This is a genomic window from Rhizobium sp. B230/85 (genome assembly GCF_019355735.1).
Classification (GTDB): Bacteria; Pseudomonadota; Alphaproteobacteria; order Rhizobiales; family Rhizobiaceae; genus Rhizobium; species Rhizobium rhododendri.
The window spans coordinates 39,255-57,090 of record NZ_CP072156.1 but is presented as its reverse complement, the minus strand read 5'-3'; the positions used below and the strand labels follow the sequence as shown (position 1 = coordinate 57,090).

Genomic DNA, 17,836 nt, shown 5'->3' with positions numbered 1-17,836 from the left:
AGATCAGAATGCCGGGTCCTTGACGGCATCCGGGGTGTCGAAGCTGGCGCCGAACCACTTCTTCTGCAACGTGGCCATGCGACCATCAGCCTTTATCTTCAAAAGAGCTGCATCGATCGCGTCCATCAAAGGCGCGTGATCGGCATCCTTCAGGCCGATGAAGCCGAAATAGGACTTCTTGCCGAATGTCGGCGTAACGACTTCGAATACGCCTTCACGCTGCTTGGCAACGAAAGCAATGTTCGGCAGCGAGTTTGCAACGCCTTCGACGCGGCCTGCGGCGAGGTCGGCATAGGCATCGTTGAACGAGACATATTCGTGCACGTCGACAGGCTTGGGCAGGGTAGCCGAATATTCCTTCAGCTGGTCGAGCTGCGAAGTAGCCTTGCCGACGCCGATCTTGGTGCCGGCAATGTCTTCCGGCTTCACGATCTTCTTGTCGCCGGCCTTCTTCAGGATGGCGATGCTCGCTTCGGCGATCGGCGGCGTGAAGCGGTAATGCTCCAGACGCTTCTTGGTGATTGTGGCCGGGCCGGCGACAACGTCGAATTTGCCAGCTTCAAGGGCCGGGAAGACGCCGTCCCAGGGAAGCGTGACCCATTCGATCTTGACGCCGAGTTCCTTGCCGATTTCGGCGAAAAGATCGACGTTGAGGCCGACATGCTCGCCGGCGTCGATGAAGTCGAAGGGTGCGAAGGCGGTTTCGGTGCCGACCTTCATGGTGCCGGCAGCCTTCACTGCGGCAAGCGTATCAGCAGCCTGGGCCGACAGCGTCACGCCTAGCAGGAAGGCAGCGCCGAGAAGACCCTTCAGCAGGGAATTGGTTTTCATGATCTCTCTCCAGTTTTTCATCCCCCTGTCGGAGGATTTGAATGTGATTTTCCCGCGAGACGGATTTCTGCGATCCGCTTTTGACTATACAAATAGATATAGGCGGGCCTACAGTGTCAATGTAAAAGTCTGGACACGCAAAAAATGTGCCGGCTGACGGCTGCAGGCAAATCGCGCGCCATTGCCGGGTGACCGGTAGGCTCTGTTGCCACACGGATCGAGGGTCGACCTTGGCATCAATTTACCAGACCATTTTCAGCGATATCGAGGCGAAAATCCTGGCCGGTGAATGGCAGCCCGGGTCCCGCATTCCGATCGAACAGGATCTGGTGGCGCAATACGGTTGCTCGCGGATGACGGTGAGCAAGGCGCTGTCGGCGCTTGTTGCGCGTGGCATGGTCGTGCGCCGGCGCAAGACCGGTTCGTTTGTCGCCTTGCCGCAGATCGACCGTACCGTGATGGATATCCAGGATATCAGCACTGCCGCCGAACTCGCCGGGCACAGCCACGATCACCGGATCCTGACGCGGAAGATCGAACGGCTGGACGCAGGCGGTGCCAAGCTGCTCTCGGAGCCGGTGGGTGCCGAAATCCTCAGGCTGCAATGCCTGCACATCGTCGACGGCAGGCCGAATGCGCTCGAGCGCCGTATCATCCTGCTGGATCTGGTACCGCTTGCGCGGGAGGAGAAATTTGCCGTGCTTCCGCCGGCAAAATGGCTGCTGGAGCAGGTGCCCTGGACCAAGGCCCGTCACGTCATCCGGGCGATCTCGGCCGATCAGGCGACAGCTCGGTTGCTGGAGACCGAGCGTGGCGAAGCCTGCCTCAATCTCGTTCGCCAGACCTGGCAGAATGGCCGCACCGTCACCTACGTAGAAATCACCCATCCGGGCGACCGGTTCCAGTTTGCCGGCTGTTTCCAGCCAGCGGCAACCTGGCCCACCGCAGGCGATCGCTGAGAAGCGCGATGGAGGCCACGTCGGCGTTGGCGAAGGCCAGCCGGAGATAGCGATCCTGTCCTTCGCCGAAATAGCTGCCGGGGATGCAGACGACGCCGGCCTGCCTTGCGAGCCTCTCGGCAACCGCGGCCGATGACTGCCCGGCAAAGGGATGGCGGACGAAAGCGAAATATGCGCCGATGGCACCGATTTCCCATTGCGGCAGATCGGCAAAAACCTGACGCAGCGCATCGGCCCGCCGGGCGATTTCCTGGCGATTGCCGGCGCGCCAGTCGGCGAGAAGAGGCAAGGCGGTGGCAACTGCGATCTGCGGCGCGCGGGGCGCACAGATCTGCATATTGTCCATGACCTTGGCGATTTCCGCAACGAGGCCCGGTCCTGCAGTGATTGCCCCAAGCCGATGGCCGGGAATGCAGAAGGATTTCGAAAAACTGTAGAGCAGCACCAGCGTTTCTTCCCAGCCGGGTTCGGACAGAAGCGCGTGCGGCCGCCCGAAATCTTCGGGTAGGAAGTCTCGGTAGGTTTCGTCGATGATCAGCCAGGCGCCGTGCTCCTGGCAGAGCTTGAAAAGCTTATACAGCAGATCTTTCGGATAGACGGCACCGGTCGGGTTGTTGGGCGTCACCACCACGAGCGCCCGTGCACCGGTTGCGAGCGCTGCTTGCGCCGAGTTGAGATCGGGCAGGAAACCATTAACCGCGTCGCATTGGACCAGACTATGCCCGATACCGAGCATCGACAGCGTCGTTTCGTGATTGAAGTAGTAGGGATTTGTCAGCGCCACGCTGCCGCCCGAAGCCGTCAGGGCAATGGCGGTAGACATGAAGGCCTGGTTGCAGCCGGCGGTGATGTGGATGTGGTCGGCGTTGATTTCCGCGCCGTAGACCGCGCTGACATGCTGCGCATAGGCGTCGCGCAGCACCGGCTCTCCCTCGATCGGGCCATAGCCTGTCATGGCGGGCGAGGCGGCGGCTTGCCCGAGCAAGCGCAGCATCTCGGGATGGGTCGGATAGCCGGGGACTGCCTGCGACAGATCGATCAGCGGTCCGAGCCTGCCATCATAGGCCTTCCCCCAGGCGTGCACCGAGGGGATCGGCGGGGGTGAGAGGCGGGTGACGAGGGGGTTGGCTTGGGCGCGGGTCATATTGGCTTTCTCGTTTTTCCATTGCTACAACGAGTGCAACGGCATTCTCAACTGCTTTGTCGGGCGAGGCAGGCGGGAACAACATCGGGCAGAGGAAGCGGCTATGAGCTGGGACAAGACGAAGCTGGACGCGTTGCGGGCGAAATTCAGCGATGCTGCAGGCGGCGCGATTTTCGACGAAGCGTTTCGCAAGGTCGGCGACAAGATCTTTTCGAAGAGCGGCACCCGGCTGGCGCCCTATTCAGGCCTGCCGACATTCGTCAGTGCGCCTTATCTGCCGGTTTCTGCGGAAGATCCCGATTTCGGCAATCTGCAGGTAGCAATCCTCGGAATTCCGATGGACCTCGGCGTCACCAACCGCCCGGGTTCGCGTTTCGAGCCGCGTGCGCTGCGCACCATCGAGCGGATCGGTCCCTACAATCATGTGCTCGGTACGGCGCCGGTGTTCGATATCCGTGTTGCCGATATCGGCGACGTGCCCTTCCAGAGCCGATACCGGCTGGAGCAGTCGCATGCGGATATCGAGAAGCGCGTCAACCAGATCGTCGATGCCGGCGTCCTGCCCCTATCGGTCGGCGGCGACCATTCGATCAGCCATCCCATCCTGAAAGCCGTCGGCAGGAAGCGGCCGGTCGGAATGATCCATATCGACGCCCACTGCGATACCAGCGGCGCTTTCGACCAGACCAAGTTCCACCATGCCGGGCCTTTCCGAAACGCCGTGCTAGACGGGGTTCTCGATCCGACGCGCACGGTGCAGATCGGCATTCGTGGCTCGGCCGAATATCTTTGGGAATTTTCGTTCGAGTCCGGCATGACGGTCATCCACGCGGAGGACGTGACGGGTCTAGGTATTCCGGCGATCATCGAAAAGGCGAGGGCCATCGTCGGCGACGGGCCGACCTATCTGTCGTTCGACATCGACAGTCTCGACCCGAGCTTTGCGCCGGGAACCGGTACGCCTGAGATCGGCGGCCTGACGACACGCGAGGTGCTGGAGCTGATCCGTGGTTTGAAGGGGATCGATATTGTCGGTGGAGATGTCGTGGAGGTGGCGCCGCAATACGATACGACCACCAATACGGCGCAGGCCGGTGCCCAGGTGCTGTTTGAAATCCTGAGCCTGATGGTGTTCAGCCCGTCACTCGGAGGGCGGTAGGCTTTTATGGGCAGGCTTTGGAAAATCGACGGACACGGGCAATCCCGTATCCGTCGACTGGATCTGGCCTAGAATACCGCGAGGTACTTCAGCAGCGAGATGATGCCGATGATGATCACGATGATCTGCACGATCTGGCGGATGCGAGCCTCGATGGGCAAACGCTGAACAAGCCAAAGCACCAGAATGATCACCAGAAACGTGATCAGAATACCAATCAAAACAGATGAACCCATTATCCCCAACTCCTTGCGTCTTGAATATGCCTTGCGGCCACCTGGCTTAACTATGTAGCCATGTTCATAAGGAAAGGCCGGCAGTTAAATTCGATGCATTTTTGTGCGGGTAGTGCAATAAAGCCTCGGATTGACCATTGATTTTACCGGTTTGCTGCGTCCTTGCCGGCTTTTCGAGTTCAATCGGGCTCCAATTCGTGCCGTGGGGGGTAACTATGCTGAACAGGTTCGTCATCGCTATGTCGGTGTGCATCGCCGGCGCGATTGGCATCGGCGGGTCTTCCCCGGTCCGCGCCGACGCCTACACGGCCTATAGCAACACCGCGTCCAGCATAACCGGTGACATTTCGATGGACGATTTCAGCATCAGTTTTGCCAATGGGGAATCGCTCGATTTCTCGGATCTGGTCAGCGACCATTTCCGTATCGACGGTCACAGGGTTCCAGCATCCGTCTACCGGGTGCAAAACCCTGCCGATCCGGTGCTCGAAAATGGCAACAGGCTGTGTGGCTCCGGCAAGGTCAGCTATATCGCCACCTGGGGCGCTGGCGAGGGGCTTACGGCCGTGGCAGTTTTCACGGGCCACGCCGCTCCCGAGAGTGATGAAGACATGTGCGGTTCCTATATTTACAACGATTGATACAAAATCGCCATTTTCCGAATGGCAGATGCCGGACCGTACCTGCCGTTGCGAAGAGCATCCGGGTGCACGGAACGATAGTCCGTCAGATCGATTGATACGTAGCTTTTGCGTTTTTGGGGGGCGCCATGACGCTTGAGGATAAGCAGTGGTCTGAGAGTTGTTATGTCGAGCGAGACAAGCTCGGCTTCTACATGATCGTCAGTTCCACCCGGCAAGCCATGAACCTGCTCTCCCGCTACTGGCCAGTCAGCGAGGGAGAAGCCTATTTCCATGCGTTGCGGACTTTCGGGCAGGTGATGATGAACAAGTTGCCGCCCGATGACGCCCGCGAAGCATTCCTCGCCGCAGCGGAGGAGGCCGGCGTCTTCGTATCGGATACGCCCCGGCTTCCGAATGTGCCGAAGGTATAGCCAGTCAGGGGCGGTAGACGCTTCCACCTCGCGGTAAACCGGCTCCACTATCAGAAATCAGGCAACCGCCCCGAATTGCGCCTCGTGCAGCCGTGCATAGGGACCCCGGCGTGCGAGCAGCTGCTGGTGCGTACCGTCCTCGACGATGCCGGACGTGCCGACCACGATGATCCGGTCTGCGTTGCGGATTGTTGCCAGGCGGTGGGCGACCACCAGCGTCGTGCGTCCCTCGGACAGCGCCGCGAGAGATTGCTGGATGGCATATTCGGTGGCCGTGTCGAGCGCGGACGTGGCTTCATCGAGGATCAGGATTGGCGGGTTCTTCAGGAAGATGCGGGCAATCGCCAGTCGCTGCTTCTGGCCGCCGGACAGTTTGACGCCGCGCTCGCCGACGCGGGTGGATAGTCCGTCCGGCAGCGACAGGACGAATTCATCCAGCGCTGCCCGCCTCAGCGCATCCATGATTTCGTCGTCGCTGGCGCCAAGGCGTCCATAGGCGATATTGTCGCGGATCGTGCCGCCAAACAGGAAGACATCCTGGGCGACGATGCCGATTTGCGCCCTGAGCGAGGCCTGCGTCATGTCGCGGATGTCCATTCCGTCGATGCTGATGGCGCCGCTGTCGACTTCGTAGAAGCGTGGCAGCAGCGAGCAGATCGTCGTCTTGCCGGCGCCTGACGGGCCAACGAAGGCAATCGTCTCTCCGGCCCTGATCGTCAGGTTCAGCCTGTCAAGAATCCTGCCATTGGCATCATAGCCGAAGCTGACGTCGGTATAGGCGATGTCTCCCTTCAGATGCTCAACCGCAATGGCGTTCGGTCTGTCGGCAATGTCCGGGGCGGTGTCGATCAGTGTCGTGAAGCGCTTGAAGCCGGCGATACCCTTCGGATAGCTTTCCAGCACGGAGGTAATCTTGTCGATCGGCCGGAAGAAGACGTTGACCAGCAGCAGGAAGCCGACGAAGCCGCCATAGCTCAGCTCGCTGCGAATAACGAAATAGGTGCCGGCCACCATCACCAGCAGCTGCACGAACCGGGTGCCGAAATAAGAGAGCGTGAGGCTCGCCGTCATGTAGGCATAGGCATTCAGCTTGGTTGCCTTGTATCCTTCGTTGTTGACGGCGAATAGCGCGCGCTCGTGGTCCTCGTTGGCAAATGCCTTGACGACCCGGATGCCGCCGACGCTCTCGCCGATGCGGGCATTAAACTCGCCGACCTGGCCAAACAGCTTCTGCCAGTTTTCCGTCATCCGGGCGCCATAGCGGCTGACCATCCAGGTCATCACGGGAACGATGACGGTCGTCAGCAGTGCCAGCTTCCAGTGCACGGTAAACATCAGGATGAAGGCGCCGATGAAGGTCATGATGGCGATGAAGACGTCTTCCGGGCCATGGTGGGCGACTTCGCCGACTTCCTCGAGATCCTTGGTGACATGGGCGATCAGGTGCCCGGTTTTGTTGTTGTCGAAGAAGCGGAAGCTGAGTTTCTGGATATGGTCGAAAGCCTGGCGACGCATGTCGGTCTCGATGCTGATGCCGAGTGCGTGTCCCCAGTAATTGACGACCGCCATGAGGCCGGTATTGATCACGTACACAACCAGCAGCAGCACCGCGACACCGGCAATCAGGCCCCAATCCTGGCCTGGCAGCAGCGTGTCGATGAACAGCTTCATCGCCAGCGGAAACCCGAGTTCCAGAAGGCCAGCAACGACTGCGCAGCCGAAATCGAGATAAAAGAGCTTCTTGTAAGGGGCGTAATAGGAAAAGAACCGGCGCAGCATGGGAAAACTCGCTTGTGGGGCAGGAGGCAATCGACCAGCGGCTTGAACAAAGAAAAGGGCCCGAAAGCCGGGCCCTTTGGCAGACGATAGTGAGGGTCTAGCCTATCAGAAACTTCTCTGGAAGCGAAGAATGCCGGCCCAGGCGTCGTTGTTGGTCGAATCCCACTTGGTGTATTCGACTTCCGGCTCGATCGTGAAACCGCCGACCGGCTTGAACTGCAGGTTGGCAGCCGCGGCAAGGATATTGCTGTCGGTGTAGGCGACCTGGACGTTGCCCTTCAGCTTGTCGTTGATCGGCACGTTGACGCCGCCCCAGACAGCCCAGTCGCCCCAGCCGCAAAGCTCTTCCTTGTTGACGGGGCAGGCGCCATCGGTGACGTAGCCCGAAGCATACTTGTTGAGCTTGTCGCCGTCTGTGTTCCAGCCGCCCATCAGGAATGCCGAAAAGACGCCGAAATCGGCATCGACGCGGGCCTTGATAGCGCCTTCCTCGACGATCGAGTCGTAGCCGCCGACAACCTTGAGGCTCCACATGCCGGACTTGTAGCCGAGGCCGGCAACGACATCCGGGGTATAGGTGTCGGCCTTGGAGACCTGCCAGCTGCGGCCATTGCTCTGGACGAAGGAGGAGTCGTAATTTGCGTCGGATGCAGACTGCGAATCCTCGACCGAGACCATCGCGGTGAACCCGTTGCCCGGATCGTAGGTGTAGGTCAGCTGGTTGAGTTCGGTGTTGATCGGTCCGGGGCCGTAGGAAACCACGTCGTCCTGGATGATGTCGCCAGCATAGCCCGTGTAGGACGAGAACTGCGAATCCGCCTTGCCGACGAGGAAGCCGCCGAGGCTGATGTTGGCAAACAGGACCTTGTTGGTGTTGATGCCTTCAGACGATTCGAAGCGGTAGACCATCTCGGTCTTCAGCGCGCCGTATTCGGTGTCCGTTGCGGTATCGACGTTCAGTTCGACGCGCGTATGCCAGAAGGTGCCGATCTTGTGGTCAGGCTGGTAGGCATCGTGCCATTCGCCTTCGGTCCGCACCATACCGCCGATCTTCAGGCAGGTTTCTGTGCCTGGAATGTAGAAGTAGCCGGCGCCATAGGCGTCGCAGATGCGAACATATTCAAGGGGTTCCGGTTCGGCCGCGACGATGGCGTCGGCAGCCTTTGCTCCGGAGACGATGGAAAGGGCTGCGGCCGAGCCCAACAGCAATGTGCGAATGTTCATGATCTATCCAATCTGTCGGGATTGGCCGTGGCAGCTGCGCGCAAAACTGTCTGCTGCAACTGCGGCCTGTTACATGCTCCACCTGGAACAGCGGCGAATCCCCGCTGAATATAAGGATATCGGGACAACGGAATGTATCAACAGGGATCAGCGTCGATCGCGGCGAAGCAGAATTTTCAGCACGCCGAGGTTGCCGAAATGTCACAACTCCAGCCCGCCGCCGAGCTTTGCCGGTGCCGGATAGTTTGACGCCCTTTTGTCTGGAAATTTTGTAAAAATGGTGTCCACGAGAGGATTCGAACCTCCGACCCCAGGATTCATACCACTTCGGTTTTAACCGCCGCCCGGAGGCGTTCGTGGTCTGGACTGTCCCTTCACCATGGGCCGAGGCCTTTAGGTGCTGCCCATCCAGTCTCTACACCTTCACCGGATTTCTCCGGAGCTTGGCTCGGGATTGGCATGCTGGAGTTCAGCGAAGCGTTCCCCGACTTTGAGCAGATCGACTGCAATCTTTCAAATGCAGCCCCCAATTAATGCAACTAGGAATCCTGTGCTCTATCCTACTGAGCTACGTGGACATAACGGTTTTGCCCTGGTCTCCATAACGCAGGCTCGTGCCTGTCGCAACTCATCTTTTGCCGAAATCCGTGTTCGGAAGGGCATGCAAAGCCGGGCCATGCGTCGGGACTGGACTGCCTGCCGCTATTCCACGATGGGCAGTTCTGCGCGCCGCATGGCCTTGCCGATGCATCCGTCCGGCTGGAGTGTCATGACGTCGAAGGCGGTGATGGCGCCCGGAAGCTTTCCCGACAGGAGGCACTTCATGGCTATGTCGCGATCCGTCACGGTGCCGATGACAATGCCTGTCTCGACCACCACCACGATGCTGACGTTCTCCCGCTGCATGATGTCCAGAACGTCATTGGCGAATGTGCCACGTGTCACGGTCTGCAGCGGTTTGTTGGTCTTTTGGGCTTCGTCCATGGTTGTCCCTTGGTATGCCGTCGCAGCCGATCGCCCGGTTTTCAGTCTGTCAGCGTCGTGTGGTCGGTGTAGCCGGTCACGCCATGAACGCTTTCGACGAGCACTCGGACGGCTTTTTGCTGCAGGTCGGTCTCAAGCCGCCCGCCAATGGAAACGCGGGCGCCCGAGACCGTCACTTTGACGTGGGCAGGGTCGATGCCGAGATCGTCCTGCAGCCGGGTGGAGATGGCGAGGCGAATGCCCTCATCGCCGGAAGCGACGATATCGAAGGGTGCGTCGATGATCATGCCCAGCAGGTCGCAACGGCTGACGATGCCGATGAGCTGCCCCTTGTCGAGGATCGGTACGCGCTTGATCCCGTGCGACAGCATGATGCCGGCAATCTCGCGGACATCGGTGTTGGGGCCTGCCGTGATGATATCGCTGCACATCGCATCCCGGACCGACCATCCATGGGTATGTACGTAGTCGTCCAATGAAGGGGGATCGTTTGGCCCCGGCAGGTCGTAGTGCCGATCCTGCGCGCGGACGGCGACGCGACGCAGCAAGTCCCCCTCCGTAACGATGCCGATCATCAGTCCGTCGTCGTCGACAACGGGCAGGCCGCTGATGGAGTGGGCGATCATCGAAAGTGCGGCGCTGCGGACGCTCGCGGTGGGTTGGATCGAGATGACACTGGTTGTCATGACGTTCTTGGCGAGCATTTTTATTCCTCCCGAGACCTGAAGAGGGCAGGCGACACCGGCTCATTTAACCGACGTCGCTGACCGAACTCCGGGCACACTAGGGAAGATGGACGCGATGGCATTGATTTTGATCAATGCCATCGCGGGTATGGGTCACCGTGAATGAGGTTGCTTCGTTACGAGCCGAGACGTTGCTCGGCAAGGCGGACCCAGAAGGAAATGCCGTGGGCGATGGCCTCGTCGTTGAAGTCGTAAGCGGCATTGTGCAGGCCGGCGGTGTCGCCGTTGCCGAGGAAAAGGAAGGCGCCGGGTCGGGCGTTGAGCATGTAGGAAAAATCCTCGCCGCCCATCATCGGATCGACTTCTGCATTGACGTTGGCGTCGCCGGCGATGTCACGAGCGGCCTCCGCAGCGTAATCCGTCTCGTTGGCGTGGTTGAAGGTCACCGGGTAATTGCGGTTATAGCGGACGTCGGCTTCGGCTCCGTGGGCGGCGATGATACCGGCGACAACCTGGCGCAGGCGCTGCTCGGCCAGATCGCGAATCCCGGCATCCAGCGTACGGACAGTACCGGCGAGGGTGGCTTCGTTGGCGATGGCGTTCTGGGCGAAGCCGGCGTTGAATTTGGTAACGGAAACGACTGCAGAGCCGAGCGGGTCGACGTTGCGCGAGGCGATCATCTGCAGGTTGGTGACGATCTGCGCGCCGATGGCAATGGGGTCGATCGTCGTGTGTGGCATGGCCGCATGGCCGCCCCGGCCCTTGACGACAATGCTGAACTCGTCTGTCGCCGCCATGATCGCACCCTTGCGGATGGCGAACTTGCCGACGGGGATGCCCGGCATATTGTGCATGCCATAGACTTCGGCGATCTTGAAACGGTCCATCATGCCGTCCTCGACCATCAGCTTGCCGCCGGCGCCGCCTTCTTCAGCCGGCTGGAAGATGACGGCGACGCTGCCGGTGAAATTGCGTGTTTCCGCCAGATATTTGGCGGCTCCCAGCAGCATGGCGGTGTGGCCGTCATGGCCGCAGGCGTGCATCTTGCCGGGTGTCTTCGATGCCCAGGGCTTGCCGGAAATCTCGGTCATCGGCAAAGCATCCATGTCGGCGCGCAGGCCGATGGTGCGACCTTCGCCACGGCCGCGGATGATGCCGACGACGCCGGTGCGGCCGATGCCTGTGACGATCTCGTCGACGCCGAAGCTTTTCAGCTTGTCAGCGACAAAGGCGGCGGTCTCCTCGACAGCGTAGAGCAAGCCCGGATGGGCGTGGATGTGGCGGCGCCATTCGGTCACTTCGTCCTGCAGTTCCGCTGCTCTGTTCAAGATGGGCATGGTCGATTTTCCTGCTGATCAATCTCTTTGATATGGCGTGGGAAGACGGAAATAAACCGTCGATCACCTTTGCCTTCTCATAGCCATATAGGTTAAATACCTGCGAGGTTCGAGAAAATTCCGGACACTGAAGGACAGACCGTGCCGACGAAGCAGAATTCTTTGTTTGCCGCCTTGCGGCTTTTGCCGGTGGGTGCTGCCGTCACAGCGCTTTTCCTGAGCGGTGCATCCGCAGCCTTTGCCAACCCACACATCCTTGTCGATGTCAGCACCGGCCGCGTGCTGGAGCACGAGGAAGCGTTCCGCAAATGGTATCCCGCATCGCTGACAAAGCTGATGACGGTCTATACCACGTTTCGCGCCATCCAGGCCGGCCAGATCAGCCTCGACACCCCGGTGGTGATGTCGAAGCACGCAGCCGCCCAGCCTGCCGCCAAGATGTATTTCAAGCCCGGCCAGAAGATGACGCTCGATAATGCGTTGAAGATGATGCTGGTGAAATCGGCCAACGATCTGGCCATGGCTGTTGCCGAGACGGTCGGTGGCTCCGAGCAGGGCTTCGTCGCCAAGATGAACGCGGAAGCGGCGCGACTCGGCATGACGAGTTCGCATTTCATCAATCCGAACGGCCTGCCCGGCAAGGGGCAGTATACGACGGCCCGTGATCTCGCGATCGTGACCGTCGCCCTGCGTCGCGAATTTCCACAGTATGCCGGCTATTTCGCGCTCGAGGGCTTTACCAACGGCGTCAAGCAGGTGCCCAACATCAACCTGCTGATCGGCCGCTACAACGGTGCCGATGGTATGAAGACCGGCTTCATCTGTGCATCCGGCTTCAACCAGATCGCCTCGGCGACGCGCAACGGCAGGACGCTGGTGTCCGTCGTTCTCGGCACCAACAGCCTGGCTGAACGCGCCGACATGTCGGCCGACATGCTCGAAAAAGGCTTTACCTCGCAGTTTCCCGGCAACGACACCTTGCAGACATTGAAACCCTATGGTCCCGGCCAGGACCAGGTGGCGGACGTTACCAACGATATCTGCAGCGCTAAGGGCGCGCAGATGCGCAGCGAGACGCGCGACCCGACAGGCCGGATGAAGGTGCTTTCTCCCTATATCCACGAGATGACCCATACTCCCAACTTCACCTATGCCGGGCTGATCGGCGGCGGACCCGATGCGGCGGCCGACAAGGCGTCTGTCGCGAAGAGTTCGCAACAGGTATCCGGCGATGTCGCAGGCATTCCGGTTCCGCAGCCGCGCCCGACCAACTGATCGGACCCAGATCATGAACAGCACGCCTGACAAGGTGCCGGTGTCCATCCTCACCGGCTTTCTCGGCGCCGGCAAGTCGACGCTTCTCAACCGCATCCTGAAGGATCCGGAGATGCGCGACACGGCCGTCGTCATCAACGAATTCGGCGATGTCGGCATCGACCATCTGCTGGTCGAAAGCTCCGGCGACGCGATCATCGAATTGTCCGATGGATGCCTCTGCTGCACGGTGCGCGGAGAGCTTGTCGATACGCTGGCGATGCTGATGGACCGGATGCAGACCGGCCGCAGCCGCACGCTGCGCCGTGTCGTCATCGAGACCACAGGGCTTGCCGATCCGGCGCCTGTCATGCAGGCGATCATGGGCAATCCCGTCATCGCCCAGAGCTTCGATCTCGACGGCATGGTCACTGTCGTCGATGCCGTCAACGGGCTGCAGACCCTCGACAACCACGAGGAAGCGCGCCGGCAGGTGGCAGTCGCCGACCGGCTGATCATTTCCAAGGGGACCATGGCGGGTGCTGCTTCATCGTCGGCGCTGGAAGCGCGGCTGCGGCTGCTCAACCCGCGCGCGCCGATCGTCGATGGCGACAGCGAGGAGGCTGCGCGCGCCGCCATCCTCGTCAACGGCCTGTACGATCCCGGCTCGAAAATTGCCGATGTCGGCCGCTGGCTGCAGGACGAGATGACCGCCGATGCCCACGATCACGCGCATCACCATGAGCATGAGCATGCGCACGATCATCATCACGATGATCACCATCATGGCGACGGGCATCAGTATGGCCATGACGTCAATCGTCACGATGCCTCGATCCGGTCGTTCTCGATTGTCGAGAGCCAGCCGATCGATCCGATGGCGCTGGATATGTTCATCGACCTGCTGCGCTCGGCGCATGGGGAAAAGCTGTTGCGCATGAAAGCTATCGTGGCGCTGAAGGATCGTCCCGAGCGGCCCGTCGTGCTGCACGGCGTCCAGAACATCTTTCACGCGCCGGTGCGACTGCCGGCCTGGCCGGATCCTGCCGACAGGCGGACGCGCATGGTGCTGATCACCAAGGATCTGCCGGAAAGTTTCGTCAAGGACCTGTTCGACGCCTTCCTTGGCAAGCCGCGCGTCGACATGCCTGACCGCGAGGCGCTGGAAAACAATCCGCTGGCGATCCCGGGAATGCGCCTGTAGCTCAGCCCTTGCGGATCGTGAAGCGATGGCCATCCGCCGTGGTGGCGCTGTCCAGCAGCGTATGGCCGTTCTCGTTGCAGAAATGCGGGATGTCGATGATGGCCAGCGGATCGCTGGTCTCGACGCTCAGCACTGCGCCCTGAGGCATCGAAGCCAGTTTTTTCCGGGTCTTCAAAACGGGAAGCGGACATTTCAGTCCGCGCAGGTCATAGGTCCCGGCGTCGAGCCTACTCACTCTTAGACCAGAATTTCCAGAACGGCGGCTTCTTGTCGGAAGGCTGCTCCTGAGCTGTCTCGACCGGGGAGGGGACCTGCGTATAGGCCAGTGGGTTCTGGGCCGGTACCGGCACGGTCGCCGGCAATGTCACGGCTACGGCTGTCGGGGCCAATGTCGCTGCCGGCGCGCTGCCTACCGTCGGGACAGAGGCAGTCGTCATCGGCAGTTGCGCAATGCTACCCTTGGCATTGTGGACGCCCGACGGCATTCCGGCCATGATGGTCGGAGATGTCGTCGGAAGGTTCGACTGGCGAGCCATCAGCGTTTCGAGTTCGGTGACCTTCATGATCTTGCCGGCAGCCAGGGCCGAGCCCGTCGGTGCATATGCCAGGTCGTGGCCGGCACGCTGCTTGGCGACGACCGCCTTGCGCTCGGCTTCGGTCGGGTCGTACCAGGCGGTATCGCTATATTTGCTCATCGCCTTGTCGTAATCGAGCTTGTAGATCTTGTTGTAGGCGACCAGAGCCGACTGCAGGGCAGGCGGCGTAGTCATGGCAGGGCATTTGCCGCTTGCGGTGAAGGGACCGTCGGACTGCTGGTTGAAGACGTATTTCTTCTCGCAGACCTCGACTTCCGGCGGACGCTTGGTCACCTCGAAATCGTCGTAGCCGGCCTTCAGCATCTTCCAGAAGTCGATATTGGAATTGAGGCGATGGCGCACCATGTTCTCGGCTGTCATGCGGAACGGAAAGGCTTCGAGCTGGATGGTCTTCTGGCCGCCCTTGAAGGCGTCGCGCGCGAAGGCGTAGATTTCGAGAACCTGCTGGTCCGTCATCGAATAGCAGCCGGACGACGAGCAGGCGCCGTGAATCATCAGATTGACGCCGCTGCGGCCGTTGGCGCTGTCGTATTTGTTCGGGAAGCCGGTGTTGATGGCCAGGTAATATTTCGAATTCGGATTCAGGTTGGCCGGCGTCAGGTTGTAGAAACCTTCGGGCGCCTGCCGGTCGCCTTCCTTGACCTTCGGGCCAAGGCGGCCGGACCACGCACAGATCTTGTATTCAGCAATCTTGTCGAAGCGGTTGTCGGTCTTCGCCTTCCAGATCTCCATGACACCCTCTTCCTTGAGGATGCGGATCATGATCGGCGAGTTGCGGTCCATGCCCTTTTTCGCCATTTCGGCGACGATGCGGTCCGGGAGCGGCTGCTCGACCTTGTTCTTGACCTTAGACAGGTCGATCGAGGTTGCTGAATCGAGCGTGTCGTTGCAGCCGGCGAGTGCCAGCGCCATCAGGGAAAGAGAGGCAAGGTAACGAATGCGCATGTGTGACTAAGCCCTAGACGCGAAACGGGTCGGGTGACCCTTATCGCAACCCCATCAAAGGAACCAAAATCATAGGCGTTTATGCTTGACGATTCCTTACCAGCCTATGCATCGGCCGGTGCCCCCAGGCAAGCAATTCTTTGCCCGAGGTTCGTTGGATAACATCAATGTGGCCAAGATTTGGCTTTTTACGGCAGAATTTCGCGCGATTTTCTACGTTTGGACGGGTTTCGCCTAGAGATTGCGGCCCATGGCGAGGAATTTCTGGCGTCGTTCGTTGCGGACCTGCTCGCCGGACAGACCAGAAAACTCACCGAGCGCTGTCGCGATGACGTTGCCGGTCGAGGCGATTGCGGCTTGCGGATCGCGGTGCGCGCCGCCGAGCGGCTCGGGAATGATGCCGTCGATGACACCGAAGGCTTTCAGGTCCTCGGCCGTGATCTTCATGTTTGTGGCAGCTTCCTTCGCACGGGCGGAATCCCGCCAGAGGATGGAGGCCGCACCTTCGGGCGAGATGACGCTGTAGATCGAATGTTCCAGCATGTAGACGCGGTTGCCGGTGGCAATCGCGATGGCGCCGCCAGACCCGCCTTCGCCAACGATGACCGAGATGATCGGCACCTTGAGGCCGAGACACATTTCCGTCGAGCGGGCGATGGCTTCCGCCTGTCCACGCTCTTCGGCACCGACGCCGGGATAGGCGCCTGCGGTATCGACGAGGGTGATGACCGGCAAGCCGAAGCGATCCGCCATCTCGAGTACGCGGATGGCCTTGCGGTAGCCCTCGGGCCGGGCGCTGCCGAAGTTGTGTTTCAGCCGCATCTTGGTATCGCTGCCCTTTTCCTGGCCGATGACAGCAACAGGCTGGCCACGGAAGCGCGCGAGGCCGGCCTGGATGGCGGCGTCCTCGGAAAATTTCCGGTCGCCGGCCAGAGGCGTGAATTCCTCGAACAAGGCTGCAGAATAATCGATGAAATGCGGTCGCTGCGGATGGCGCGCGACCTGCGTCTTCTGCCAGGCATTGAGCTTGGAGTAGATCTCGAGCGTTGCTTCGTGGACGCGGCCTTCTAGCCTGTTCACCTCATCGGAAGTGTCGATGCTTTCGTCTTCCAGGGCCAGCTTCTTCAGCTCGTGGATCTTGCCCTCGAGGTCCGAGATGGGCTTTTCGAAATCGAGATATTGGTGCATGAGGGGCGTTTCCGTTCCTTTTGCGCGGGCGGGGTTGTCAGGCTCCGGCCTTTGTTGCCGGTCCTAATCCTGCTTTTTCGCCTGTTTGGCAAGGGGGTGGTGCGTTTGCACCAGTTGGTGAAGGCGTTCTTCCAGCACATGGGTATAGATCTGCGTGGTGGAAATGTCCGAATGGCCAAGCAGTTCCTGCACCACGCGCAGATCGGCGCCGTTGGCAAGAAGATGGCTGGCAAAGGCATGCCGCAGCACGTGCGGCGATATCAGCGATGGCGTCAGGCCGGCGCGGATGGCGAGGTCCTTGAGGTCGCGGGCAAACACCTGGCGCGGCAGATAGCCTTCCTTCGAAGAGGATGGAAACAGCCACGGACTTTCCGGTGGTGGCTCCTTGGCGGCGGCCTCCTGCGCAAGGCGCATCTGTCCATAGGCCTTCATCGCCGATATGGCCGAGTGCGACAGCGGCACCATGCGCTCCTTGTTGCCCTTGCCGCGGATCATCAGGAAGCGGCCTTCGTGGTCCAGTACCTTGGCGGAAAGCGAGACAAGTTCGCTGACGCGCATGCCGGTCGCATAGAGGAGTTCCAGCAGCGCCAGCATCCGCACGCGCTGCAGCTTGTTCGGCCCGTCCAGTTCGGCTTCGGTTTCAGCCTGCGCCAGAAGGCGGCTGACCTCTTCGACGCCCATGATCTTTGGCAGTGCGCGGCCCTTTTTAGGCGCATCGAGAATACCGGTCGGGTCGTCGGTGCGCAGCCCTTCGGCATAGAGAAACTTGTAGAACTGCCGCATCGCCGACAGGCGGCGGGCCTGCGAGGATGCCTTGAAGCCCTGGTTCGAGAGGCCTGTGAGATAGGCACCGAGATCGGTGGACGCCGCCTCCGTCATTCGGACGGCACGGGCCTTGAGGAAGCCGTGCAGGTCGTCGAGATCGTGCTGATAGGACGACAGCGTGTTGAGCGCCGCACCGCGCTCGGCGCTCATCATTTCGAGGAAAGCTTCCATGTGGGCGCGTCCGAGATCTCTCATGGCTTGATCGTGCCTGTCGATGGCGGATTGAGCTTTTCGGCCGGGATGCGGATTGTGATATCGCGCGGCTTAGGCTCGACGAAAACGGCCAGTGCCCACATCGCTCCATAGACCGTCCCCGCTATCACCGCGCAGAAAACAAGGAAGCGAAACAGTGTGGGCATGCAGTCTCCTGGGTGTGCGGCAAGAGGCCAAGGGCATTTCGGCAAGGCCAGCGTTAGCGAAGATGTATTGCA

Annotated in this window: 18 protein-coding genes and 1 pseudogene; 6 read left to right on the top strand and 13 right to left on the bottom strand. The window is 60.5% G+C overall.

Annotated features, from left to right (window positions below):
• Positions 1-3 precede the first annotated feature (3 nt).
• A complete protein-coding gene (locus J5289_RS00315; protein ID WP_209185202.1) occupies positions 4-831 on the bottom strand; it encodes a transporter substrate-binding domain-containing protein in 828 nt (275 codons plus the stop codon).
• 230 nt (positions 832-1,061) lie between these two features.
• Here J5289_RS00315 and J5289_RS00310 point away from each other — a divergent pair, with 230 nt between their 5' ends.
• Entirely contained in the window at positions 1,062-1,790 is a 729-nt protein-coding gene (locus tag J5289_RS00310) for a UTRA domain-containing protein (protein WP_209185200.1), read from the top strand.
• On the opposite strand, the pseudogene J5289_RS00305 reads toward J5289_RS00310, so the two are convergent.
• Positions 1,774-2,934: pseudogene (locus J5289_RS00305) on the bottom strand (aminotransferase); the annotation flags it as partial. The gene J5289_RS00310 and the pseudogene J5289_RS00305 overlap by 17 nt on opposite strands.
• Before the next feature lie 103 nt (positions 2,935-3,037).
• Here J5289_RS00305 and speB point away from each other — a divergent pair.
• Positions 3,038-4,093, top strand: coding sequence for an agmatinase (speB, locus tag J5289_RS00300; protein WP_209207515.1), 1,056 nt, complete (start codon positions 3,038-3,040; stop codon positions 4,091-4,093).
• Between the two features lie 68 nt (positions 4,094-4,161).
• Here speB and J5289_RS00295 read toward each other — a convergent pair whose 3' ends face one another.
• The gene (locus tag J5289_RS00295; protein ID WP_111219842.1) at positions 4,162-4,329 is read right to left on the bottom strand and encodes a Thivi_2564 family membrane protein; all 168 of its coding nucleotides are present in this window, start codon (positions 4,327-4,329) and stop codon (positions 4,162-4,164) included.
• A gap of 215 nt (positions 4,330-4,544) precedes the next feature.
• Here J5289_RS00295 and J5289_RS00290 point away from each other — a divergent pair, with 215 nt between their 5' ends.
• Both J5289_RS00290 and J5289_RS00285 read left to right on the top strand, forming a co-directional pair.
• On the top strand, positions 4,545-4,970 hold the full coding sequence (locus J5289_RS00290; RefSeq protein ID WP_224127884.1) for a hypothetical protein: 426 nt from the start codon (positions 4,545-4,547) through the stop codon (positions 4,968-4,970).
• 128 nt (positions 4,971-5,098) lie between these two features.
• The gene (locus J5289_RS00285) at positions 5,099-5,383 is read left to right on the top strand and encodes a DUF982 domain-containing protein (RefSeq protein WP_142824752.1); all 285 of its coding nucleotides are present in this window, start codon (positions 5,099-5,101) and stop codon (positions 5,381-5,383) included.
• Positions 5,384-5,440: 57 nt separating this feature from the next.
• Here the strand turns inward: J5289_RS00285 and J5289_RS00280 are convergent, their stop codons facing one another.
• The 5 genes from J5289_RS00280 to J5289_RS00260 form a co-directional block, all read right to left on the bottom strand.
• Complete coding sequence (locus tag J5289_RS00280) at positions 5,441-7,162, bottom strand: ABC transporter ATP-binding protein (protein ID WP_209185192.1); 1,722 nt, start codon at positions 7,160-7,162, stop codon at positions 5,441-5,443.
• Between the two features lie 105 nt (positions 7,163-7,267).
• Positions 7,268-8,386 (bottom strand): porin, encoded by a 1,119-nt coding sequence (locus J5289_RS00275; protein ID WP_209185190.1) that lies wholly within the window; start codon positions 8,384-8,386, stop codon positions 7,268-7,270.
• A 702-nt stretch (positions 8,387-9,088) separates the two neighbouring features.
• The gene (locus tag J5289_RS00270) at positions 9,089-9,370 is read right to left on the bottom strand and encodes a CBS domain-containing protein (RefSeq protein WP_209185188.1); all 282 of its coding nucleotides are present in this window, start codon (positions 9,368-9,370) and stop codon (positions 9,089-9,091) included.
• 41 nt (positions 9,371-9,411) lie between these two features.
• The gene (locus J5289_RS00265; protein WP_209185186.1) at positions 9,412-10,074 is read right to left on the bottom strand and encodes a CBS domain-containing protein; all 663 of its coding nucleotides are present in this window, start codon (positions 10,072-10,074) and stop codon (positions 9,412-9,414) included.
• A 158-nt stretch (positions 10,075-10,232) separates the two neighbouring features.
• Positions 10,233-11,393 carry a M20 aminoacylase family protein gene (locus J5289_RS00260; protein WP_209185184.1) on the bottom strand — a complete coding sequence of 387 codons (1,161 nt, stop codon included), beginning with the start codon at positions 11,391-11,393 and terminating at the stop codon, positions 10,233-10,235.
• 141 nt (positions 11,394-11,534) lie between these two features.
• Between J5289_RS00260 and J5289_RS00255 the strand changes: the two genes are divergently transcribed.
• Both J5289_RS00255 and J5289_RS00250 read left to right on the top strand, forming a co-directional pair.
• A complete protein-coding gene (locus J5289_RS00255) occupies positions 11,535-12,668 on the top strand; it encodes a D-alanyl-D-alanine carboxypeptidase family protein (RefSeq protein ID WP_142824758.1) in 1,134 nt (377 codons plus the stop codon).
• Positions 12,669-12,681: 13 nt separating this feature from the next.
• Positions 12,682-13,851, top strand: coding sequence for a GTP-binding protein (locus J5289_RS00250; protein WP_209207516.1), 1,170 nt, complete (start codon positions 12,682-12,684; stop codon positions 13,849-13,851).
• Between the two features lies 1 nt (position 13,852).
• On the opposite strand, the gene J5289_RS00245 is transcribed toward J5289_RS00250, so the two are convergent.
• The 5 genes from J5289_RS00245 to J5289_RS00225 all read right to left on the bottom strand — a co-directional run bounded on the left by J5289_RS00245 (position 13,853) and on the right by J5289_RS00225 (position 17,764).
• Positions 13,853-14,086 (bottom strand): sulfurtransferase TusA family protein, encoded by a 234-nt coding sequence (locus J5289_RS00245; RefSeq protein WP_209207517.1) that lies wholly within the window; start codon positions 14,084-14,086, stop codon positions 13,853-13,855.
• A complete protein-coding gene (locus J5289_RS00240; protein ID WP_209207518.1) occupies positions 14,079-15,392 on the bottom strand; it encodes a murein L,D-transpeptidase family protein in 1,314 nt (437 codons plus the stop codon). The genes J5289_RS00245 and J5289_RS00240 overlap by 8 nt, the downstream gene beginning before the upstream one ends.
• A 234-nt stretch (positions 15,393-15,626) precedes the next feature.
• Complete coding sequence (locus J5289_RS00235) at positions 15,627-16,580, bottom strand: acetyl-CoA carboxylase carboxyltransferase subunit alpha (protein ID WP_142824762.1); 954 nt, start codon at positions 16,578-16,580, stop codon at positions 15,627-15,629.
• A gap of 63 nt (positions 16,581-16,643) precedes the next feature.
• The gene (xerD, locus tag J5289_RS00230) at positions 16,644-17,600 is read right to left on the bottom strand and encodes a site-specific tyrosine recombinase XerD (protein ID WP_142824763.1); all 957 of its coding nucleotides are present in this window, start codon (positions 17,598-17,600) and stop codon (positions 16,644-16,646) included.
• Positions 17,597-17,764, bottom strand: a complete 168-nt coding sequence (locus J5289_RS00225; RefSeq protein ID WP_162854752.1) for a hypothetical protein — start codon at positions 17,762-17,764, stop codon at positions 17,597-17,599. The genes xerD and J5289_RS00225 overlap by 4 nt, the downstream gene beginning before the upstream one ends.
• Positions 17,765-17,836: the final 72 nt, after the last annotated feature.